The organism is Gordonia sp. DT218 (genome assembly GCF_049847105.1).
In the GTDB taxonomy this organism is placed as follows: Bacteria; Actinomycetota; Actinomycetes; order Mycobacteriales; family Mycobacteriaceae; genus Gordonia.
Genome location: NZ_JBNCNS010000006.1, coordinates 25,240 through 47,780, shown reverse-complemented (window position 1 = coordinate 47,780; position 22,541 = coordinate 25,240). Strand labels below are relative to the sequence as shown.

The 22,541-nt window shown below is 67.2% G+C and carries 19 protein-coding genes; 12 read left to right on the top strand and 7 right to left on the bottom strand.

Translation table 11 applies throughout. The features are described 5' to 3' along the window. Positions 1 to 17 precede the first annotated feature (17 nt). A complete protein-coding gene (gene secA2, locus ACPXCG_RS20775) occupies positions 18 to 2,480 on the bottom strand; it encodes an accessory Sec system translocase SecA2 (RefSeq protein WP_425794075.1) in 2,463 nt (820 codons plus the stop codon). A gap of 293 nt (positions 2,481 to 2,773) precedes the next feature. On the opposite strand from secA2, the gene ACPXCG_RS20770 reads away from it, so the two are divergent. The 5 genes from ACPXCG_RS20770 (at position 2,774) to ACPXCG_RS20750 (ending at position 6,972) form a co-directional block, all read left to right on the top strand. Beyond that, on the top strand, positions 2,774 to 3,328 hold the full coding sequence (locus ACPXCG_RS20770; RefSeq protein WP_425794074.1) for an META domain-containing protein: 555 nt from the start codon (positions 2,774 to 2,776) through the stop codon (positions 3,326 to 3,328). Positions 3,329 to 3,391: 63 nt separating this feature from the next. Then, on the top strand, positions 3,392 to 4,384 hold the full coding sequence (locus ACPXCG_RS20765) for a malate dehydrogenase (RefSeq protein WP_425794073.1): 993 nt from the start codon (positions 3,392 to 3,394) through the stop codon (positions 4,382 to 4,384). Positions 4,385 to 4,473: 89 nt separating this feature from the next. Then, complete coding sequence (gene ppk2, locus ACPXCG_RS20760) at positions 4,474 to 5,310, top strand: polyphosphate kinase 2 (RefSeq protein WP_425794072.1); 837 nt, start codon at positions 4,474 to 4,476, stop codon at positions 5,308 to 5,310. A gap of 27 nt (positions 5,311 to 5,337) precedes the next feature. Further along, entirely contained in the window at positions 5,338 to 6,663 is a 1,326-nt protein-coding gene (locus tag ACPXCG_RS20755) for a polysaccharide pyruvyl transferase family protein (RefSeq protein WP_425794071.1), read from the top strand. Positions 6,664 to 6,675: 12 nt separating this feature from the next. Further along, the gene (locus ACPXCG_RS20750) at positions 6,676 to 6,972 is read left to right on the top strand and encodes a DUF503 domain-containing protein (protein ID WP_425794069.1); all 297 of its coding nucleotides are present in this window, start codon (positions 6,676 to 6,678) and stop codon (positions 6,970 to 6,972) included. Positions 6,973 to 6,981: 9 nt separating this feature from the next. Here the strand turns inward: ACPXCG_RS20750 and ACPXCG_RS20745 are convergent, their stop codons facing one another. Further along, positions 6,982 to 7,506 (bottom strand): mismatch-specific DNA-glycosylase, encoded by a 525-nt coding sequence (locus ACPXCG_RS20745; RefSeq protein WP_425794068.1) that lies wholly within the window; start codon positions 7,504 to 7,506, stop codon positions 6,982 to 6,984. 62 nt (positions 7,507 to 7,568) lie between these two features. Then, entirely contained in the window at positions 7,569 to 7,934 is a 366-nt protein-coding gene (locus ACPXCG_RS20740) for a VOC family protein (protein WP_425794067.1), read from the bottom strand. Between the two features lie 68 nt (positions 7,935 to 8,002). Here ACPXCG_RS20740 and ACPXCG_RS20735 point away from each other — a divergent pair, with 68 nt between their 5' ends. From ACPXCG_RS20735 to ACPXCG_RS20725, 3 genes are all read left to right on the top strand, one after another. Beyond that, complete coding sequence (locus ACPXCG_RS20735; protein WP_425794066.1) at positions 8,003 to 11,152, top strand: BTAD domain-containing putative transcriptional regulator; 3,150 nt, start codon at positions 8,003 to 8,005, stop codon at positions 11,150 to 11,152. Between the two features lie 158 nt (positions 11,153 to 11,310). Further along, the gene (locus ACPXCG_RS20730) at positions 11,311 to 12,744 is read left to right on the top strand and encodes an FAD-binding protein (RefSeq protein WP_425794065.1); all 1,434 of its coding nucleotides are present in this window, start codon (positions 11,311 to 11,313) and stop codon (positions 12,742 to 12,744) included. Between the two features lie 27 nt (positions 12,745 to 12,771). Further along, positions 12,772 to 13,170, top strand: coding sequence for a hypothetical protein (locus ACPXCG_RS20725; protein ID WP_425794064.1), 399 nt, complete (start codon positions 12,772 to 12,774; stop codon positions 13,168 to 13,170). Here the strand turns inward: ACPXCG_RS20725 and ACPXCG_RS20720 are convergent. After that, positions 13,167 to 13,304 carry a hypothetical protein gene (locus ACPXCG_RS20720; RefSeq protein WP_425794063.1) on the bottom strand — a complete coding sequence of 46 codons (138 nt, stop codon included), beginning with the start codon at positions 13,302 to 13,304 and terminating at the stop codon, positions 13,167 to 13,169. The two genes, ACPXCG_RS20725 and ACPXCG_RS20720, sit on opposite strands and share 4 nt — an antisense overlap. 181 nt (positions 13,305 to 13,485) lie before the next feature. On the opposite strand from ACPXCG_RS20720, the gene poxB reads away from it, so the two are divergent. After that, positions 13,486 to 15,222: a ubiquinone-dependent pyruvate dehydrogenase gene (gene poxB, locus ACPXCG_RS20715; protein ID WP_425794062.1), complete on the top strand. Its 1,737-nt coding sequence runs from the start codon at positions 13,486 to 13,488 to the stop codon at positions 15,220 to 15,222. Between the two features lie 19 nt (positions 15,223 to 15,241). On the opposite strand, the gene ACPXCG_RS20710 is transcribed toward poxB, so the two are convergent. Beyond that, positions 15,242 to 16,306: a fatty acid desaturase family protein gene (locus ACPXCG_RS20710; RefSeq protein ID WP_425794061.1), complete on the bottom strand. Its 1,065-nt coding sequence runs from the start codon at positions 16,304 to 16,306 to the stop codon at positions 15,242 to 15,244. Between the two features lie 195 nt (positions 16,307 to 16,501). Here ACPXCG_RS20710 and ACPXCG_RS20705 point away from each other — a divergent pair, with 195 nt between their 5' ends. Further along, the gene (locus ACPXCG_RS20705) at positions 16,502 to 17,341 is read left to right on the top strand and encodes an arylamine N-acetyltransferase family protein (RefSeq protein ID WP_425794060.1); all 840 of its coding nucleotides are present in this window, start codon (positions 16,502 to 16,504) and stop codon (positions 17,339 to 17,341) included. A 16-nt stretch (positions 17,342 to 17,357) separates the two neighbouring features. Here ACPXCG_RS20705 and ACPXCG_RS20700 read toward each other — a convergent pair whose 3' ends face one another. Beyond that, positions 17,358 to 18,173 carry a shikimate 5-dehydrogenase gene (locus ACPXCG_RS20700; RefSeq protein ID WP_425794059.1) on the bottom strand — a complete coding sequence of 272 codons (816 nt, stop codon included), beginning with the start codon at positions 18,171 to 18,173 and terminating at the stop codon, positions 17,358 to 17,360. Between the two features lie 35 nt (positions 18,174 to 18,208). On the opposite strand from ACPXCG_RS20700, the gene ACPXCG_RS20695 reads away from it, so the two are divergent. Both ACPXCG_RS20695 and ACPXCG_RS20690 read left to right on the top strand, forming a co-directional pair. Beyond that, positions 18,209 to 18,610: an SRPBCC family protein gene (locus ACPXCG_RS20695; protein ID WP_425794057.1), complete on the top strand. Its 402-nt coding sequence runs from the start codon at positions 18,209 to 18,211 to the stop codon at positions 18,608 to 18,610. A 122-nt stretch (positions 18,611 to 18,732) separates the two neighbouring features. After that, the gene (locus ACPXCG_RS20690) at positions 18,733 to 20,118 is read left to right on the top strand and encodes a DUF4185 domain-containing protein (protein ID WP_425794056.1); all 1,386 of its coding nucleotides are present in this window, start codon (positions 18,733 to 18,735) and stop codon (positions 20,116 to 20,118) included. 13 nt (positions 20,119 to 20,131) lie between these two features. On the opposite strand, the gene ACPXCG_RS20685 is transcribed toward ACPXCG_RS20690, so the two are convergent. Next, a complete protein-coding gene (locus ACPXCG_RS20685; RefSeq protein WP_425794267.1) occupies positions 20,132 to 22,495 on the bottom strand; it encodes a Tex family protein in 2,364 nt (787 codons plus the stop codon). Positions 22,496 to 22,541: the final 46 nt, after the last annotated feature.

Sequence of the window (22,541 nt, the reverse complement as noted above, 5' to 3'; positions counted from 1 at the left end):
CGAGCGCTCGCCGGAGATCACCGGAAGATGCCGATGATGCCCTGGAGGGCTTTCGCTCCGCCCGACGAGAACAGGTTGTCGTGGACCATGTATGTCCAGGTCGTGGTCGAGCGATGCAGATCCGCGGTCCCGAGATCGACGCCCTCGTTGGTGATCGTCGCCTCCCGGAACGTCTTGCGGGCGTTCTCGACCGCCTCGCCGGGCAGCGTCGAGAACGCGTCGAGGATCAGCTTGTGGAACTCGTCGAGGGGGCTCTCCTTGCCCAATGAGCGGAGATGGATACTCGCCCGCACGTCGGACACGAACGCGAGATGATCGGCCCACGCCCGGTCCAGGTGGAAGAGCATGATCTCACGCGCCACCAGGACGAGGACCTCCTTGTCAACCGGGTCGGTGACCGGAGCCGGTGTCGTGGCGTCCTCGGTCTCCGTGGCAGTGGAACCATCGGCCGCGCCGGCTTCGGTGGTTTCGGTGGTTTCGGTGGTTTCGGTGTCTTCGGAGCCCGCCGGGTCGGCTTTCGTATCCTCTGCGTCGTCCGTTGCCCCCGCCGCGGTCCCGGTCAGCTCCGCGTAACGCGCGGGTTCTTCCGCGGCCAGCTCGTCGAGGGCCACTTCGCCGGTCAGGAGCGCCATCCGTCGCTTGACGACGATGTCGCGCTGCTGGTTCACCAACGTGTTGTAGCGCCACGTGTTGGCATGCAGTTCCAGCATCACGCCCTCGGCGATACGCTGCGCCTGCTCGATCAGATCGATGCCCTTGGCCCCCATCGAGCCGTCCTCGGCCTGCGACACCGGATCTCGCTTGAAGGCGAGATTCTTGGTGACCACCGGATCCTCGAGGCTGGAGAAGAACACCGAACGACCCGGATCGCCCTGGCGGCCCGCGCGGCCACGCAGCTGGTTGTCGAGACGTTCGGTTTCGTGTCGTCCGGTGCCGACCACGCAGAGACCGCCCAACGCCACGACGTCGTCTCTCGCCGACTCGTCGTCGGCCGACCCGCCGAGGCGGATGTCGGTACCGCGCCCGGCCATCTGGGTCGAGACCGTCACCGCGTCCCGGGCCCCGGCCTCGGCGATGATCTTCGCCTCCTCGGCGTCGTTCTTGGCGTTCAGCACCACCGACGAGACACCGGCCTTGTCGAGGAAGTACGCGAGCTCCTCGGATTCCGCGACGTCGTGGGTGCCGATGAGAATCGGCTGCCCGGTCTCATGGACCTCTTTGACGTACGCGACGATCGCCTCGACCTTGTTGGCCTTGATGTCGTAGACACGGTCGGCCTCGTCGATGCGGACGTTCGGGGTGTTCGGTGGGATCTGCGACACCAACAGGTCGTAGAACTGACGGAACTGTTCACCCGCGGCGAGCGCCGTACCGGTCATGCCGCAGACCCTGGGATACCTGCCGATGAGCGCCTGCACAGTCATCGTGTCGATCACCTCACCCGAATCCGTCTGGCTGAGGCCTTCCTTGATCTCGACTGCGGCCTGGACACCGTCCGGCCACCGCTGCAACTGTGCCACGCGCCCACGCGAAGCGTTGATCAGATGCACGCCGCCGTCCCGGACGATGTAGTGGATGTCGCGCTCGAGCAGGTACTGCGCATGCATGGCCACATTGACGTGGACGAGCGTGCTGCCGACATGATCCTCGTCGTACAGGTTGATGCCGCCGAGTTCTTCCTCGACGAACTCCGCACCGTCGTCGGTGAGGGTGACGTTGCGTCCCTCGGTGTCGATCTCGTAATGCTTGTTCTTCATCCGGGCCACCACGTCGTGGATCGCCTGATCGGGTACCTCGGCCTCGGTGGAACCGGCGAGCACCAGGGGCACCAATGCCTCGTCGACGAGCACCGAGTCGGCCTCGTCGATGATCGCCACATCGGGAGTCGGCGACACCAGATCGTCCTCGGAAAGCGCCAACTGATCGCGGAGCACGTCGAATCCGATCTCGTTGACCGAACCGTAGGTGACGTCGGCGGCATACGCGGCCTTGCGCTCGTCCCGGCTCGAGTTCTCCGACACTGGCTTCGCGACGATGCCGAAGGCGGTGAACAGCGGGCCCATCCACTCCGCGTCGCGGGTGGCGAGATAGTCGTTGACCGAGATCACGTGGACGCGGTGCCCCTGCAGGACGTGCCCGATCGCGCCGATCGCACCCGCGAGGGTCTTGCCCTCACCGGTGGCCATCTCGACGATGTCGCCCTCGAGCAGACGAAGCGCACCCTGCAACTGGACGTCGAACGGTCGCATGCCGAGCGTCCGGTCCGCGGCTTCGCGGGCGAGCGCCAGGAAGCGCGCGCGATCGTCACCATTCATTCCGATGTCGAGCTTCTCCGCCTCGTCGGCGAACGCGTCGTCGTCGAGTCCGTCCGCCCACGCGCTGTGTGCGTCCGCATCCTTGATCAACGAGACGGACTTCGACTGATTACGTGACGACTGGGAGCCCAGGAGTCGCCACATGCTGTTCGTCAGCTTTCCCACCGAAACACTTCTCCTGACTCGCGCCTGTCGGGCATGCATGTGTACTGGTCGTGGCACCAATTCTCGCAGCACCGACGTCGGACTCCGGTCGTGCCGAAACGACCACGGTGCCCCGAGGTCGCCGTCCACGGTACGCGTCGCCGATCGTGCCACTGTGTCGAACCGCCGTGCCGAACCACCTGCGTTGCGCGACGACGGCGCCGCGACCATCGGCACATCCCCCGAGTCGTGTTCCGCCCGTTCCGTCACTCGGCTACGTTTGGATCAAGGACCCCGTCCCAGGAGAAGTGGCCATGAATCAGATCGATCATCCCACCCCACGACGCGAGCCGGACCCCGGAGTCCGTGGTTCGGCGCAACCTCGCCCGATCCGTCCCCGCCGGTCCGTGATGCTGCTGCTCACCACCGTGCTGCTGACGTCGATGCTCTCCATATTCGGGATCGGCTCCGCGGCAGCCGCCCCCGCACCTGCACCGATGCCCCGCCCGCTCCCCGAATCCCTGCCCGGCATGCTCGTCGGCAAGTCGTACTCATCGGTCGCGGTCCTCGGCGGCGTCATACCGGGTGGTGGCCCGATGACCGTCCATTTCCAACGACCGGATCGGATAGCGCTGAGCGCCGGCTGCAACCGACACCTGGGAACCGCGAACATATCGAGTGACCACGTGCGGATTCACACCCTCGTCTCGACGCGGATGGCCTGCCCGGGACCACGCGCGGGTGCCGATCAATGGCTCGCCACCTTCACATCGGTGCCGCTGACCTGGCGAGCGTTCGGCCCGGTGCTCGTCCTCTCGAGCCCGCGGCAGACGGTGGCCCTCGTCGAGCAGTCCGCGCTGCCCCGTTGAGCCCGTCCTCAGGCTGATCCCTCCCCCACGCCCCCTACATGCCGCCGACACGCGAAGGTGCTCATGCCATCGACCCCTCCCGCCGTGGTGACCGTCACCGGCGCCGCGGGAAACATCGGTTACGCCGCGCTGTTCCGGATCGCCGCGGGCGCCATGCTCGGCCACCATCAACCGGTCCGGCTCCGATTGCTCGAACTACCACAGTCGTTGCCTGTCGCGGTCGGTACCGCGATGGAACTCGACGACGGCGCCTTCGAGCTGCTGAACTCGGTGGACATCTTCGACGATGCGCGGGCCGCCTTCGACGGCGCCGACCACGCGCTGCTGATCGGTGCCCGCCCTCGCGGCAAGGGTATGGAACGGGCCGACCTGCTGGCGGCCAACGCCGCGATCTTCGCCGAGCAGGGTGCACTGCTGAACGACGTTGCCGCCGATGATCTCCGGGTCATCGTCGTGGGTAACCCGGCCAACACCAACGCCGCGATCGCCTCCGCGCACGCGCCCGACATTCCCTCCGAGAGGTTCACCGCCCTCACCCGCCTCGACCACAACCGTGCCATCGCCCAGCTGTCCCATCACACAACCTGCCCGGTTCGCGAGATCGGCCGGGTCTCGGTGTGGGGCAATCACTCGGCATCGCAATATCCCGACATCTTCCATGCTCGCGTCGGTGATCGCAGTGGTGCCGAGATCGCCGCCGACCGCACCTGGCTCGTCGACGATTTCATCCCGACCGTGGCGAGACGCGGAACGGCGATCATCGACACCAGGGGCGCCTCGTCGGCGGCGTCCGCCGCCAACGCCGCCATCGACCACGTGCACGACTGGGTGTTCGGTACCCCCGACGGCGACTGGACGTCGGCGGCGCTCCCCTCACCCGGCGTTTACGGCGTACCACCGGGACTCGTCTGTTCGTTTCCCGTCAGGTCGGTCGACGGGCGCTGGGAGATCGTCGAAGGTCTCGACATCAATGACTTCTCCAGGGCCCGGATCGACGCCTCGGTGGCCGAGCTCGCCGACGAGATCGCCGCAGTCGGAGATCTGTTACCCGCCTGAACGGATTCGCATACGCCCGGAGGCGCACCCTACCCACGGGTCGGTTGGTCTGCGGCACAACGCCGCCGAACCACGGTTAAGCTCCATCCATGGCGAAGAAGGCGAAAGAACACGAACGACCCGCGAAGATCCCCAACAAGGTCTACGAAGCCGAACTCTTCCGCCTGCAGACCGAGCTGGTCACGCTCCAGGAATGGGTTCGGAGCACCGGCGCCCGCGTCGTGGTGATCTTCGAGGGTCGCGACGCCGCGGGCAAGGGCGGCACCATCAAACGGATCACCGAGTACCTCAGCCCTCGGGTCAGCCGTGTGGCCGCATTGCCTGCGCCCACCGATCGCGAACGCGGGCAGTGGTACTACCAGCGCTATGTCGCGCAACTGCCCGCGCCTGGAGAGATCGTGCTCTTCGACCGTTCGTGGTACAACAGGGCCGGCGTGGAGAAGGTGATGGGGTTCTGCACCCCGGCCGAGCACACCCGATTCCTCCGCCAGACACCGATCTTCGAACAGATGCTGATCGACGACGGGATCCTGTTGCGCAAGTACTGGTTCTCGGTCTCCGACGATGAGCAGCTCAAGCGATTCCGTTCGCGTCTGAACGACCCTGTCCGCCAATGGAAACTCAGTCCGATGGACCTCGAGGCGGTCTACCGCTGGGAGGATTACTCGCGGGCCAAGGACGAGATGATGGTGCACACCGACACCGCGCTGAGCCCGTGGTACGTCGTCGAGTCCGACGTCAAGAAGCACGCTCGCCTCAACATGATCTCGCACCTGCTGTCCACCATCGACTACGAGGACGTTCCCCTGCACAAGGTCGAGCTCCCCAAGAAGCCCATCGACTCCGGCAACTATCGCCGCCCGCCGCGGTCGCTGTCCAAATACGTCCCGGACCACGTCGCCGCGCTGCTGGGCGGCGATCACTGACGTACGCCGGCCGCACGGACGAGGTCGGTGAGTAACATCCCCTGGGTGCAGATGCCCGGTCTTCCCTCGGCCCTCCGCGCTCGCTTCCGAAGCGAAGCACGCGACGAGGACGGCGACGACGACGAGATCATCTATCTCATCGCGCCGTCCGGACACCCGAATTACGGCGACGAGCTGATCGCACTCGCATGGTTGCGGTATCTGGCCCGGACGCGCCCGCACGCCCTGGTCGTCCTCGACTGCCACAGTCCGGGGCAGACCTCGCTGCTGCTCCGGGGCGTCCATCCCGGGGTGGTCTTCGTGGACACCCTGTGGCAGTTGGCGGCATACGCCGCCGACACCACGCGCACCGAGGGACCTGACCCCACCACACCGTGGACATGGGTGGCCCAGGCCGCCACGACATTCGGGCCGGCCCCTCGCCTCGCCGAAGGGGTCGACGTGTTCCGCCGGGCGTCGTCGGTCCACCTCCTGGGCGGGGGCTACGTCAATCAGGTCTGGCCGCACCATGTCTCGCTGGTCGCCGCCATCGCAGAACTCACCAGGGTCACGGGCGTCCCCGCGTACGCCACGGGGCAGGGGCTCATACCCCTGCTCGACGAGCCGGCGTGGTCGGTGCTGACCGATGCAGCACACGTGTTCACGGTGTTCGACGTCCGCGACGAGGCGTCGGCGCAGGCAATGTCAAGGATCGGGGCCCGGCGCCACACCGGCGACGACGCCTGGCTCGCCGTCGGCGAGGGCGGTGGCATCGACATGGTCTCCGAAGCCGAGGACACGACCCGCCCACCCCGGCGTCCGGACGGTGTGACGCTGTGTCTGCAATCCGATCTCACCGACGAGTTCGTTGCGTTCGGGTCCACCGGTATCGACGCCCTGACCCGATTCATCCGTGCCACCCTCGACGCCTGGCAGGTCCCGGCCGAGGCCATCACCGTGGTAGAGGGCATTCCCGGTGGCGATCTGGAGGTCCCGACGAGACTCGGCGACCGACTCGACGGCGCCACCACGGTGCCGTTCATCGACGTGTGGCGCAAGGGTCTGACGGTCGGGCGGGGCGATACGTGGATCAGCACCAGATTCCACCCCCATCTGGTTGCGGCCGCCGCAGGCGATCCGGGCGTCGCGGTGGTCACGCGCCCCGATTACTACGCGACCAAACATGAATCGCTGGTGGCAGTGGGTTCGCGTTGGACCATCGTCAACCAGGCGGAGACGATCCCCGACCGTCCGGCCGCCGGCGGGTTCCCCGAGGACGCTCGAGACCGGGCAGTTGCATTGAAAAAAGCTCTGGCACAGAGGATCTATCCGAGTCGTGGTCGCCGGTCGGGAGATGTTCGTCCCCGTCGGTAGTATGGTCCGACAATGTGGATCGGTTTTGCGGAGTTCGATTACCTCCTCGGTGATGTGCACTCGCTGAAGCACAAGCGGTCCATCGTGCGCCCGATCGTCGCCGAGATCCGCAGGCGGTTCTCGGTCTCGACAGCGGAGGTGGGACATCTCGACGCCCACCGTCGCGCGGTGATCGGCGTGGCGGTGGTGGCGCCGGACCGCACACATGTGATGGACGTCCTCGATGAGGTCGAACGCTGCGCCGCGGGCCGACCCGAGGTGGAGTTGTTGTCGGTCCGCCGGCGCGTCATCGCATCCACCGATGTCTGAGTACCGCCGTCAGTTGAGCACGCCGGCTTCCCGGGCGGCACGCGCGTAGGCCTTCGCCAGCGATTCGACGGTCTCGTGGGCGTTCAACCCGCTGGGGTTGGGCACCACCCACACGGCCGCACCATCCCACGTCTCCGCCTGGCGCCCGGCGACCGCACGACGCAGACCGAATGCCGACCGATACGCGGTGATCCCCGCGACCGCCACGACGGGCGGCGCCACTCTGCGCACGGTGGCGCGCAGGCGCAGTCCACCGGCTCGCAGTTCGTCGATGGACAACTCCGCGGCCGTCGCGGTCGCCCGATCCACCACGTTGGTGATCCCGATACCTCTGCTGCACAGCAGGTCCCGGTCGTCATCGGACATACCGGCCGACGCATCGATCAGCCGATCGACGATGCCCGCGCGGTAGAGCGCCGGATAGAACCGGTTACCCGGCCGGGCGAAGTGTGCCCCCACCGCCGCCGTCCACAGTCCCGGGTTGATGCCGACGAACAGCATCCGACATTCCTCGCCGATCAGATCGGGAACCATCACCCCACGACAGGCGAGCAACTCCTCCCGGGTGAAACCCGTGTGGACCGTTGCCTCTCAAATCAGGATTCGGGCGCGGCACGTGCACCGGACACGCAGAACTGGTTGCCGTCCGGGTCGGCGAGGGTCACCCACTCGAGGCCGGGCATCGCGTGATCGGCGATCTTCGTTGCGCCGGAGGCGACCAATCGATCCACCTCGGCTCGGAGGTCGTCGGTGGACATGTCGAGGTGGAGCCGATTCTTGCCCGGCGTGGGGTCATCGACCTTCTGGAACCCCAGCAGCGGCTTGCCGACGCCCATGGAGACCACGACGAAGTAGCCCTCGTTCTCGGCGTGGATCGAACCGCCGATCTGCTCGGACCACCAGTTCGCCAGCGGAACCGGATCGGTCGTGTCGACGGTGATCATTTCCAGGGAGACGGCCACGTCACCAGGCTAGCCCGCACCCTCTCGATCCGGGGCGGCATGCCGTGATCCGGTTTACACTCTCGCTGATGGCCCGGCTCACGTATTCGGTACTGGGCGGCCTCGGCGCGCAGATCGATTCCGAGACCGTCGAACTCGGCACGCGCAAGCAGCGGGCGGTGCTGGCGCAGCTGGTTCTCGCCGACGGCGACCCGGTCAGCACGGATCGTCTCATCGACGGCATCTGGGGCTCGGCGGCTCCGGACCGTGCGGAAGTCTCTGTGCAGGCGTACATCTCCGGGTTGCGCAAGGCTCTCGAGCCGAACCGGAAACCGCGTACCCCGTCGATGGTGCTGGTGACCCGCGGCCCGGGATACGCCCTGGTTGCCGAGACCGATGACGTCGACATCCGACAACTCGTCGGCCGGATCGCCCGAGCACACGCCCTCCATCGCGGGGCCGAATCCGCGGCGGCGGCGGAAGTCCTGCGGACGGCGCTCGCCCAGTACCGTCCGCTGCTGCCGGAGTTCGAGGGATTCCCCTTTCGCGATGACGCGGCCGTCCATCTCGACCGCACGATCGGCGAGGCACAGAAATTCTCCTACGACGTCCGGCTCTCGCTCGGTGAGAATCGGTCACTCGTCACCGAACTCGAGCAGGCGGTCCTGCGCTCACCCCTCGATGAGGGTTTGTGGGTGCTGCTGGCCACTGCGCACTACCGGCTCGGCCGTCAATCCGAGGCCCTGGCGGCGCTCGCCGATGCACGCCGCATCCTCGCCGATGAGGTCGGTGTGGACCCCGGCCCCCGACTGCGAGCTCTCGAACGCGACATCCTCGATCACGCCCCGTCACTGGACCCACCCATCACGCTGCCCACGTCCGCCGCCCCGCCGGCCCCGGAGCAGAGTGCCGCTCCGGCCCAGCAGCGCGACACTCCCCTTCCCGAACCCCTGATCGGACGGATCGACGAACTGGCGGTACTCCATCGTGCGGTCCTCGGGTCACTGCACGGGCCGGGCGGAATCGTCGTGGTGGAAGGCGAGCCGGGCGCGGGCAAGACCGCGCTGCTCGACGCCGCCGCCCGGCGGGCGGCCGCGGCCGCCGACCTCACCGTGCTCTGGGGACGTTGCATCGAGGACGGCGCGGCACCGTCGATGTGGCCCTGGGTCCAGGTCCTCGGTGCCGTACTACCCGAACTCGACGACGGGCAGCGCGCGGAACTGCTCGACAGTGACCTCGGCCGAATGGTCACCCAGGGTGCGACCGTGATACCCCCACCACGCGAGATGCCTGACGCAACAGCCAGGTTCCGCTTCTACGATGAGGCCGCCGACCTGCTCGAGGGGGTCGCGCGATCACACCTGTTGATCATCGTCCTCGACGACCTCCAGTGGGCTGACAGCGCATCGCTCGAGCTCTTCGGCCACATGGCTGCCCGGCGTGCGCCCGGTGTGACCTTCTTCGCGTCGGTGCGTTCCGTACCCCGGCGCGCCGCGGTCACCAACGCCCTCGCCACGCTCGCCCGGCTCCCTGAACACCGCAGGATCGAGGTCGGACCGCTCTCCACCGACGACATCTCGGAGATGGTGCGCCGAGAGACCCGGGAATGGCCGGCGGCGGGCACGGTGGTCTCGATCGCGACACGGAGCGGTGGCAACGCCTTCTTCGTTCGGGAGCTCTCGCGTATCCTCGCCGATCGCGGGACCATCGGCGACGGTGCCGTCCCTGCCGGGGTTCGAGATGTCGTCCGAGAGCGTCTGCGGACGTTGCCCGCGTCCACCACCGACCTCCTGGAAGTGGCCGCCGTGATCGGTCGGCGAGTGGACATCGCGCTTCTCGCCGCAGCCGCCGACCGGACCGTGGACGTGACGCTGGAGGCGCTCGACCCAGCGGTCGTCGCCGGTGTGGTCGACGTCGACCCGGCCGATCCGTTCGTCGTGATCTTCGACCATGATCTGATCCGCGAGACGATCGCCGATGACATCCCGACCACCCGGGCATACCGGCTCCATCTGTCGGTCGCCGACCAACTCGACACCGGTGGTCAGGCGGCCCGTCTCGCCGGCCATCTGTGGGCGGCCGGGCCACTCGCCGATCGTGTCCGAACTGCTCGAGCCCTGCTCGTTTCCGCTCGAATTGCACTGCGCAGCTTCAGTTTCGACACTGCCGAGCAGCAGCTTTCCGACGCTGCGGAACTCGCCCGGGTGGCCGGTGAGCACGATCTGGAACTCGACGCCATCACCACCCTGCTCGCCACCGACGTCGCCCGCAACGGCTACTTCGCCGCGGATGCCGAACTGCTCGCCCGGGCACGGGAGCTCGGTGAGGCGGCCGGAAACGCCGCGCTCCTCACCCATCTCGACTACGCGCGCTTCGCCGCCCACGCGCAGCTCGCCGACACCCGTAAGGCGCGCCGAGTCGCCGACGACCTGCACACCCGGGCCAGGAGGTCCGATGATCAGATCGTCCGGCACCTCGGTATGCAGGCCGCGGGCATCGATCTCTTCGACCGCGGGAACATCGGTGAATCGTTTCGGATACTCGAGGCATACGCACCGATCGACACACATGTCGACGGTCTGCAGAGCGACCAGATGATGATCGCCCGCGGCTTCCGCGCACTCTCCACGACGCTGCACATCGACGCGCGCACCGGACGCCTCGTGTTCGAGGAGATCGACACCGTTCCCGACGAACCGACGACTTATCTCGGGACCGCGATCTTCGCGGTGACGGCCGCTGCTCTCGCCGGTGACGTCGACTGGGCGCGCGACGCCGGTGAGCGACTGCTCTCCGCGCCGACCCACAGCGCGCTCGAGTACCTGCGGCACGGTGGCGAGCGACTGTATTGGTGGTCGCGCGCCCTCGGCGACGATCCCGGCGACGCGCTCGATCGCATCGAACGGCTGGCGCCGACTGCGCGCGGGCAGCGTACGGGACTCGGGCTCTGGTTCGCCCTGCACGCGGAGGCACTGGTCGCGGCAGGCCGGCTGGACGGTGTCCCGGTTCTGCTCGAACAGGCCGAGAACTTCGCCCGGACCACGGGGCAGCGCTATCCGGACGCGCATCGGCTTCTGGTATGCGCCGAGTATCAGCACGCCGCCGATCACCCGGCCACCACGGTCCAGGACATGCTCCGTGAGGCACGCCGAGTCGCCACGACTCAGGAGGCGACCGCCCTGATCACCCGGATCGACGCCTTCGCCACCGACCACGGCTACACCTCGACCCGTCGCTGAGCTGTACTGAAACAGCCTGACCAGCGCGTCACTGCCTCTCTGCCGGTATCCAAGCCGGTTCCAAGTGACCTTCAAGCGCCGGGGACGAGAGTTCTTCACATCCGGTACGCCGGACCCCGACCGCGCCGGCGACGCCGGCACACAGTGAGGAACCATCCATGACGATCCAGACCACCTCCCCGCACCCGACCGACGATTCCGGCCTGACCGTTCGCGCCCGCACCTCGGTGCTCGCCGACCTGGCCGACCGCATCTCCGGCGCCGTGCACGGCCCCGATGATCCCGGCTACGATGCGGCCCGCAGCGGGTTCAACCTCCTGTCGGATCACCGACCCGCGGTGATCGCCGTGCCGGCCAACCGCTTCGACGTCGCCGAAGCGGTGCGCTTCGCTGCCGCGGAGGGACTGCGGGTCGCGATCCAGGCGACGGGTCACGGCCCCGGACCGTCGGCCGATGGTGCACTGCTGATCAACACCTCGGAGATGACCGATGTGAGCATTGATCCCATCGCGCGGACCGCCACGGCCGGTGCCGGGGCGAAATGGGCCCCCGTGCTCGAGCAGGCACAGTGTCACGGCCTCGCCCCGCTTCTCGGGTCGACCACCGACGTCGGGGTGGTCGGCTACACCCTCGGAGGCGGATTCGGCTGGCTCGGACGCAAATACGGTTTGGCCTCGGATGCCGTGCGATCGTTCGACCTGGTGACCCCCGACGGCAATCCCCTGCGGGTCAGCGCCACCAGTCATCCCGACATCTTCTGGGCACTCAAGGGAGGTGGCGCCGGCAGTATCGGCGTGGTCACCGATGTGGTGATCGACCTGTTCCCGGTCACGACGGTCTACGCCGGCAATCTTTTCTACCCCGCCGAGGATGCCTCGGAGATCATGCGGAGATTCTCCGCGTGGGCACCCGATCAGTCCGAGGATCTGACCTCGGCGGTGACCCTGATGAACTTCCCGCCGCTCGACATCGTGCCGGAACCCTTCCGCGGCAAGAGTTTCACAATGATCCGCGGTTGCTGGGCAGGCGACCTGGAGATCGGTAGGGCGGTGATCGACGAATGGCGGAACTGGAAGACACCCGAGGTGGACATGTGGGGCGAGATGCCGTTCGCTGCTGCAGACGCGATCAGCATGGACCCGACCGATCCGGTACCCGCGATGGTGACGACCGAGTGGATGGACGAACTGACCGGCGAGGCCGTCGACATCATCGCGTCCCGGGTGCTCCCGAGTCCCGGGGCGATGCCGCTGATCCTGTTCGCCGAGATCCGCCACGCCGGTGGCGCCGTGTCACGTGGGGCCGCGTCCTCGCCGAACGACCGAGGACGGGACGGCACCTTCCTGCTGGAGGTCGCCTCGATCGTGCCCGACCCGCAGCTCGCACTGGCCGTCGAATCCGCGTTACGCCTGACCCGGGACTCGCTGTCTCCGTTCGTGACCGGTGCGGCCTACCTGAATTTCCTGGAGGGCGACGAGAAGTCGGAGCGTTCGGCGAGCGCGTTCAGCGACGCGAATCGGCGCCGGCTGGCCGCGATCAAGGCAGCGCTCGACCCGGAGAATCGGTTCTGCCACGGTGTCACCCTCGTCTGACGGCGTGCACTGTGGCTTGATGGAGTCATGACCTCGGCAACCCCTCGGATCCCGGTGATCATCGTCGATGCGGCCAACGTGGTCGGATCGGTCCCCGACGGCTGGTGGCGGGACCGGCGCGGAGCGACCGAACGGCTCCGGGACCGGCTGTCGGGGCTCGGGGCCGCCGGGATGACCGACGTCGACGGCCCGGTCGAGGTGGTGATGATCGTGGAAGGGCAGGCGCGACAGGTGGCGTCGTCGGCCACGGTGACCACGATCTCGGCGGCCGGCTCCGGCGACGACCGCATCGTCGAATTCGTCGCCGATCATCCGGATCGGCGACGGATCGTGGTGACCGCCGATCGTGAGCTCCGCCGGCGGGTGCAAGCTCTCGGCGCCGAAATACTGGGCCCATCTGCGCTGTCGACGGAGGGGACCCGCTAAGTCGCGGATCTCGGGTCGCGCACCGGGGAGGTGCCCGGGCCCTTCGTGGCGAGGCGTCGCTTCAGCCGGTCGAGACCGGAGACGCGGACCCGTCCGGTGACGCGGATCTTGCCCGTCACCCTGAATGTGCCCACCTGCCATCACCTCGATCCGGCATCGTCGAGCCGACACCTATCACTGACCACCCAGGATAGTCACGTCATGTGACCGGCGCCCCCGATTTGCTCGGGTAGCATCGGGACCGAGGGGGCCGTGACGGGGGTGAGGGAGAGGACGACCTAATCGTCGTCGAGCTCCCTGCCGAAAGGACACACCATGGCGACAACCTTGGCGGACAACATCATCGAGTCGCTGAAGAACTCCGGGGTCAGCCGCGTATACGGCATTCCGGGCGATTCGCTCAACGGGTTCACCGACGCCCTGCGCCGTGACGGCACCATTTCCTGGCAGCACGCGCGTCACGAGGAGGGCGCGGCCTTCGCGGCAGCCGCGGATGCGGCCCTGACCGGCGATCTGGCGGTCTGTGCGGGCAGTTGCGGGCCGGGCAATCTACATCTCATCAACGGGTTGTTCGACGCGCATCGCAGTCGGGTGCCGGTACTGGCCATCGCGGCACACATCCCGGCACCCGAAATCGGCAGCACATATTTCCAGGAGACCCATCCGGAGCGGCTGTTCGTCGAGTGCAGCGCATTCTGCGAGATGGTCAGCACTCCCGAGCAATTGCCGCGCCTGCTCGACATCGCGATACGCACGGCCGTCGAGACCAGCGATGTCGCCGTGCTGGTGATCCCCGGCGAGATCTTCTTGACAAAAGGCGCGAATCGCCGTGCGGGAGCACCGATCCGCCGAGTCGACCGCGTCGTCGCCCCCACCGACGACGGGTTGGCCGCTGCCGCAGACATTCTCAACAAGGCGCAAGCCGTGACCATCCTCGCCGGAGCGGGTGTCGCCGGTGCGCACGACGAGGTGGTCGAGCTGGCGGGAGCGTTGCAGGCGCCGGTCGTCCACGCACTGCGCGGTAAGGAGTTCATCGAGTACGACAATCCGTACGACGTCGGGATGACCGGACTGCTGGGCTTCTCCTCCGGCTATCGGGCCATCGAGAAATGTGACGCCCTGCTGATGTTGGGGACCGATTTCCCCTACCAGCAGTTCTATCCGTCCAAGGCCACCATCATCCAGGTCGACATCCGGGGCGAGCAGATCGGTCGACGCACCCCGGTCGACCTCGGACTTGTGGGCAGCGTCGCCGACACCGTCCCACGGCTGGCGCCCTTGATCGACCGTAACCGTAGTTCCGAGCACCTCCGATCGGCGCGCCGGCACTACGTGAAGGCTCGCGAGAGCCTCGACGAACTCGCCGACAACGACCGCAACCGGCAGCCGATCCATCCGCAGTACTTGGCCCGGCTGATCAGTGACCTGGCGAGCGACGACGCGGTCTTCATCCCCGACGTCGGGTCACCGGTGGTGTGGGCCGCGCGATACCTGAGGATGAACGGGCGACGCCGGCTCATCGGCTCGTTCTCGCACGGCAGCATGGCCAATGCGGTGTCGCAGGCGGTCGGCGCGCAGTCGGCGTACCCGGGTCGACAGATCATCGCGCTGGCCGGCGACGGCGGACTCACGATGTTGCTCGGTGAGCTGCTCACGATCACGCAGAACAAGCTGCCCGTGAAGATCGTGGTGTTCAACAACTCGTCACTGAACTTTGTCGAGGTGGAGATGAAGGCCGCCGGTTTCGTGAACTACGGGACACAGCTTGACAATCCGGACTTCGCCGAACTCGCCTCCGCGGTGGGCATCTTCGGGCGCCGGGTCGAACAGCCGGATGATCTGAGCGGTGCCGTCCGAGCATTCCTCGAGCACGACGGGCCGGCTCTGCTGGACGTCGTGACCGCCCGGCAGGAACTCTCGATCCCGCCGACGGTGACCGCCGCGCAGGCCAAGGGGTTCACCCTCTATGCTTTGCGCACCGTGATGTCCGGTCGCGGCGATGAACTCGTCGACCTGGCGGAGACCAACCTGTTCCGGCGACTGTTCGACTGAGGACCGCCGATCGCGGAGATCAGCGGTACGTCTGGACGAGCGGACATTTGAACGGGTCACGCTCACCGAGACCGGCCTGGTTCAGATAGCGGATCACGATCGCGTAGGAACCCACGAGTGACGTCTCCGTGTAGGTCACCCCGTGGCGCGCGCAGTGGGCGCGGACCAGCGGCTGCACCTTGGCCAGGTTCGGCCGCGGCATACTCGGGAACAGGTGGTGCTCGATCTGGTAGTTGAGTCCGCCCATCATGAAATCGGTGAATCGGCCACCCCGGATGTTGCGCGACATCAGGACCTGGCGGCGCAGGAAATCCACCCGCATATCCTTGGGCACCAACGGCATCCCCTTGTGGTTGGGTGCGAAGGAGCCGCCGAGCAGCAGGCCGAACAGGGCCAGATGGACGACGATGAACGCGGCGGCGATCGGCAACGGCATCAGCACCAGCGGCAAGACCATCCCGAACAACAGCCGGCCCACGATCAAGGCGAGTTCCAGCGCGCGATGTGCCACGGGCGCCCGGCCGATCAGCCCTTGAATACTGGAGATGTGCAGCGCGACACCCTCCAGTGTCACCAGCGGGAAGAAGAGCCATCCCTGGTGCCGGGTAAACCAGCCGGAGATGCCGGTGCGGTTCTCCGCGTCCGCCGGCACGAACGCGATCGCCCCGGATGCGATGTCGGGATCGACGCCGATCTGATTGGGCGCCTTGTGATGTCGATTGTGCTTGCCCCGCCACCAGTGCAGCGACAACCCGGCGAACGCACCTGCGACGATCCGGGCGGTCCACTCGTTGGCCGCCGCCGATGCGAACATCTGGCGATGCGCTCCGTCGTGACCGAGGAAGCCGAACTGCGTGCTGATCACGGCCAGCGCCGCTGCGAGCGCGAGCTGCCACCACGAATCCCCGATCATGACAACGCCCGCCCAGACCGCGACGAATGCGGCGATCGTGGCGGCGATCCGGATCACGTAATAGGTGCGCCGACGTTCGAGGAGTCCGGTGTCACGAACCTCGGCCACCAGGTCCGAGTACGAACTGACAAACCGGTTGCGGGCAAGGGTGGAACCGTTCGAGTCCGACACGATGCGCCTCGTTGCTTTCTGCTCGGAGCCTTGGCGCCACGGAGGGTCGGTCCGTGAAGGGGCGCGCTACGAGAGTCACGACCAGCTAAAAGCAATGCATCACGTCGGCACTCACAAGTGTGCCAGACGACCAGACCCCACGTCGCCCGGCGATGTCGGCAACTCGTCACGAGCGCGTGATGCGACGATGGCGCCATGAGCATTTCCGTCGCGGTCGATGTCGATGCCTATCTTCGGCGCATCGGGTATTCCGGTGACCGGACTGCCTCACTTCCGACGTTGTCGGGTCTGGTGGCAGCACACATTCGTCGAATCCCGTTCGAGAACCTCGATCCGCTGACCGGGACCGCAGTCGATCGGCTCGACGCCGAGAGCCTTCAGGACAAGCTCGTCCGCCGGCGCCGAGGCGGGTTCTGTTATGAGCACAACGGCCTGCTCCGGCACGTTCTCGACGCACTCGGCTATCGGGTCGATCCGCTGGCGGGGCGTGTCGTATGGATGAAGGAGCCGGGTCCGCTGCCCGCCGAGACGCATCAACTCCTCGTCGTCGAGACCCCCGACGACCCGCAGCGGTACCTCGTGGACGTCGGCTTCGGGGGCCAGACACCCACCGCTCCTTTGCGGTTCACGTTGGATGAACGTCAGGACACCGATCTCGAGCCGTTCCGGATCAGCGCCGGACCCGACGACCGGTTCCGCACGATGGAATCGATGGTCGGCGGCCACTGGCGGCCGCTGTACTTGTTCGATCCGCGCCCACGGCCCGAGATCGACAGCGTGGTCGGCAGCTGGTTCGCGTCCACCCACCCGGGCTCGCACTTCCGCACCGGGTTGACCGCGTGCATGATCGTCGACGACGCGCGATGGAATCTTCGCGGTCGCAACCTCGCGATCCATCGTCCCGACGGCTCGGGTGAGAAGCGCGCGCTCGCGACCACCCACGACGTGCTCGACCTGCTAGTCGACACCTTTGGCATCGATATCACCGGGATCGCGGGCCTCGAGGCCCGCGTCGCAGCGGTACTCGACACGTGACGAGCATCATCCCGCCTCACTCTGCCCGGGAGAACTCCGACGCTCGCACGACCTGTTCCCGGGTGATCGTGACCCCCGTGTAGCGCTCGAACTGTCGCGCGGCCTGGAGAGCGATCACCTCCGCTCCAGTGATGACTCGCTTGCCCTCTCCGCGGGCCGTGCGGATCAGAGGGGTGTCTGCCGGGAAGGCGACGACGTCGAACACCACGTCGGCGGCCGCGATCTGCTCGCGGCCGAACGACAGGGCTTCCCCGTCCGCTCCGTGCATTCCCAGCGGTGTCACATTCACCAGCACAGTGGTTCCCGACGAGGGTTCGTCCGCCGTGTGGACATAGCCGTACTTCTCGGCCAGCGCCGCGCCGGCGCGCCCATTGCGAGCGATCACCGTGACATCGTCGAATCCGGCTCCTCGAAACGCCGCCACCACAGCCTTGGCCATGCCACCGGACCCGCGGACGGCCACCGTCGCGCCCGGGTCGAGGCCGTGTTCGGCGATGAGCGTCGCGACCGCTTCGTAGTCGGTGTTCGAGGCGGTGAGCGTGCCGTCGTCGTTGACGATGGTGTTGACCGATTCGATCGCCGACGCGGATTCCTCCAGCACATCGACCAGCGGGATGACGGCCTCCTTGAAGGGCATCGACACCGAACAGCCGCGAATGCCGAGAGCACGGACACCCCGCAAGGCCCCCTCGATGTCGTCCGTGGTGAACGCCTTGTAGATGTAGTTGAGCCCGAGTTCGTCGTAGAGGTGGTTGTGAAATCGCGTGCCGATGTTCGACGGGCGGCCGGCGAGTGAGATGCACACCGTCATGTCCTTGTTCAGGATGGGCATGAATCACACACTAATCCGGCGTTACGCTCTCGCCCATGAGCGAGATGCAGAGCCGGCACATGTCCGTCGTCATACCGGCGCCGGCAGCGGAGGTCTACGCGTTCGCGGCCGATCCGGCGAATCTCCCCACGTGGGCGGCGGGCCTGGCCGCAGGCGTCCGTCGCGAGGGCGATGCGCTGGTCGCCGCATCGCCGATGGGCGAGGTCATTGTGCGGTTCGCCCCGCCGAATCAGTACGGGATCCTCGATCACGACGTGACCCTCCCCGATGGCACGGTGGTCGCCAACCCGTTGCGGGTCACCGGTCATCCGGACGGCTCCGAGGTGGTCTTCACCGTCCGGCAGCGCGACCTGACCGAGGACGAGTTCACGGCCGACTGCATGGCCGTCGAGCGAGATCTCGTCGCCCTCCGCGCAGCCGTGACCGGTCTCGTCTGATCCCGACCGCCGCTGCGAGACGATATCCGATCGTGACCGGCTCGTGGCGTGATCCTGAGTCACGTGCGTCACAATTACCTCATCAGTCACATTGGTGACATCCATCGCTCCTGGAGGTAGACGTGCGGCGACGCCTCACGCAGAGTGTTCGGATTGTGCTCGTCGGTGCCCTGGCCGCCTCGGCATCGATACTGGCGATGACCCATGGCGCCGGCGCCGCCGACGCGGCTCCTTGCGGCAACGGTGGGTTCGGGTCGAGTCTTCTCGGCAACGGTTCGCTGGGCTCGAGTGGTTCCCTCGGGTCCAGCGGTTCCCTCGGGTCGAGTGGATCGAGCGGGTCGTCGGGCAGTTCGAATATTCCGAACATCGGCCCACAAGGCCCCCTGATCCCGTTCATCGGATCCAGCAGCCGCACGATCGGCTGGGTGACCGGACCGCTCAGCAGTAACCGCACGTTCAGTCGTTTCGGGATCAGCGGCACCGACCTCGGTATCAGCTGGGACAACGGACGTGGACAGACACTGATGGCGTTCGGCGACACGTTCGGGAACTGCAATGTCTCCGGTCAGCAGTGGCGCCACAACGTGCTCCTTCGCACCGACGACAATCAGCTCACCGACGGGATCCGCGTCCCGAACGGGGTGGCCGGGGATGCGTCCTCGGGGTCGGTCATCGCGCCCGGGCAGCCGAACTTCGCGCAGCAGCTCATCCCGGCGCTCGGGATCAGCAATGTCGAGGTGACCACCATCCCGACCGCCGCGATCGCACTGCCGCATGCCGGTGGGTTCCGCCAGTACATCAACTACATGTCGGTCCGCTCCTGGGGAACCGCCGGAAACTGGGTCACCAACTTCTCCGCGGTCGCCTACTCGGATGACAACGGACAGACCTGGACGACCGATCAGAGCACGATCCTGGTCAATGCGCCGGTCTCGCTCGCGCTGCCCGGAAATCTCGCCCCGGTCGAGTACAACAACGGCAAGTTCCAGCAGGGCGCGTACGTCCGCGGCCGGCCGGATTCGGTCGACGAGAACGGGTACGTCTACCAGTTCGGCACGCCCAACGGCAGATTCGGCGCCGCCTTCCTCGCCAGGTTCAAACCCGAGGACATCCTCGCCGTCGATCGATACCAGTACTGGGCCGGCGCGACCCGCAAGTGGGTCGACGACATCGCCCAGATCCCCGACGACGGATCGGCGATCGTCGTACCCGCCCCCGTGACGGAATTGTCGGTGGCCTGGAGCCCGTACCTGAAGAAGTACGTGATGCTCGACGGCCAGAACGACATCCGTCTCCGTACCGCCGACCATCCCGAGGGCCCGTGGAGCGCACCGCGCACCCTCGTCCCCACGGGCGCCGTGGTGCTGTACGGCCCGATGATGCTGCCCGACTCCCCTGCGCTACAGGGTAATTCCCCAGACCTGTACTTCAACGCATCGCGCTGGAGCGACTACAACGTGATGCTCCTGAAGACAAACCTCAGTCGAGTGCCCGGCGTGCGTCCCTGAAGCAGGTGTTCGGCTAGCGACCGAATCCGGCTTCGCGCAGCGCCTGGGCCATCGACCCGCTCGGCCGCTCACGCTGTCCTCGACCGGAGTTGTCGCGACGGCCGTTCTTCTGTGCCCGGTTCCCGCGCGGACCGCCGGGCTGTCCTGCGCGGTCGGGATTCCGATCACCTCCGCCCGACTTTGCCTGCTGAGCACGTCCGCTCCCGCGGGCCTCGTCGTCGAGCCGCAGACTCAGACCGATACGTTGGCGATCCACGTCGACCTCGATGACCTTGACCCGCACCACCTGCCCGGAGCGGACCACCTCGTGCGGATCCGACACGAACCGATCCGACATCGCGGAGACATGAACCAGACCATCCTGATGGACACCGACGTCGACAAAGGCGCCGAACGCCGCGACGTTGGTGACCACACCTTCCAGCACCATCCCCGGTTCGAGGTGTGCGACCTTCTCCACGCCCGCGGCGAACGTCGCGGTGGCAAACGCGGGACGCGGATCACGCCCCGGCTTCTCGAGTTCGGCGAGGATGTCCGTCACGGTCGGGAGACCGAAGCGCTCGTCGGCGAAATCGGCCGGCCGTAGACCGCGTAGTGCGCGTTCGTCACCGATGAGTTCGGCAATCGCCAGGCCGGACCGATCCAGGATGCGCCGGACCACCGGGTACGACTCGGGGTGCACCCCCGACGAGTCCAGCGGATCGTCGCCGCCCCGGATCCGTAGGAAGCCCGCACATTGTTCGAATGCCTTCGGGCCCAAGCGCGATACGTCGAGCAATCCGGCTCGGCTGCGGAACGGCCCGATGCTGTCGCGGTGGGCGACGATCGCCGTGGCCAGTGTCGGGGTGACACCCGACACGCGGGACAGCAGGGGCACCGAGGCCGTGTTCAGGTCGACACCCACGGCGTTCACGGCGTCTTCCACGACGGCGTCGAGACTGCGGGCAAGGGTGCCCGGGGTGACGTCGTGCTGATACTGACCGACACCGATCGACTTGGGGTCGATCTTCACCAACTCCGCGAGCGGGTCCTGCAGGCGACGCGCGATGGACACCGCGCCGCGCAGCGACACGTCGAGCTGAGGCAGCTCGTGCGACGCGTACTCCGACGCGGAGTACACCGACGCACCGGCCTCGCTGACGATCGCCTTGGCCGGCGCCTGCGCGCCCGCCTTCCGGATGTCGTCTATCAGTTCGGTTGCCAGCGCATCGGTTTCACGCGAGGCCGTGCCGTTGCCGATCGCCACCAGCTCCACCCCGTGCCGCGCGACGAGTGCGGCGAGGGTGGCCTTGGACTGATCCCACTGCTTCTGCGGCTGATGGGGATAGATGGCACAGGTGTCGAGAACCTTCCCGGTACCGTCGACCACCGCCACCTTGACCCCGGTACGGAAGCCCGGATCCAAGCCGAGCGTCGGCCGGGTACCCGCGGGCGCGGCCAGCAGAAGATCCTTCAGATTGGTGGCGAACACCGTCACGGCGTCGGCCTCGGCACGCTGGCGCAGCCGGACCCTCGCCTCGATGGACGCGGACACCATCAGCTTGGTGCGCCACGCCCACCGCGCGGTACCCACCAGCCACGGCGTCGCCGGTCCCGGATTCGACCCGTCGATACCCAGGGTCGCCGCGACCATAGCCTGGTAGCCGTCGTCCTCACCGCCGTCGAGGGTCAGCGTCAGCGCATCCTCCTTCTCGCCACGGAGTACCGCGAGCACCCGGTGCGACGGCATCGACTCCAGCGGCTCGGCGAAATCGAAGTAGTCCCGGAACTTCTGGGCCGCGGGCGAGGTCGAGGCGGCCTCGGACCGCGCGGCGGTGTGCATGGAGCCGTCGGCCCAGAACCGCTCACGGATCGCACCCACCAGCTCGGCGTCTTCGGATGCGCGCTCGACCAGGATCTGTCGGGCGCCGTCGAGCGCAGCGGTCGCGTCGGCGACCCCCTCGCCCACGAACGCCGCCGCCGCCTCGTCGGGGACGTTGGACGGATCCGCCAGCAGCCGATCGGCGAGGGGCTCGAGGCCCGCTTCGCGCGCGATCTGTGCCTTTGTCCGTCGTTTCGGCTTGTACGGGAGGTAGATGTCCTCAACCCGAGCCTTGGTCTCGGCGGCCAACAGCGCGGATCGGAGTTCGTCGGTGAGCTTGCCCTGCTCGTCGATGGACGCGAGAACGGCGTCGCGTCGCTCGTCGAGTTCGCGCAGGTACCGCAGGCGCTCGTCGAGCGTCCGCAGCTGGGCGTCGTCGAGACTCCCGGTGACCTCCTTGCGATAGCGGGCGATGAACGGGACGGTCGAGCCGTCGTCGAGCAGCCGCACCGCGGCGGCGACCTGCCCCTCCCCGACCGACAATTCCTCGGCGAGGCGTGTGTTCACGGACTTCACAGCTGAGCTCGAATTCACTCGCAGGACCCTACCGAAGTCTTCGGAC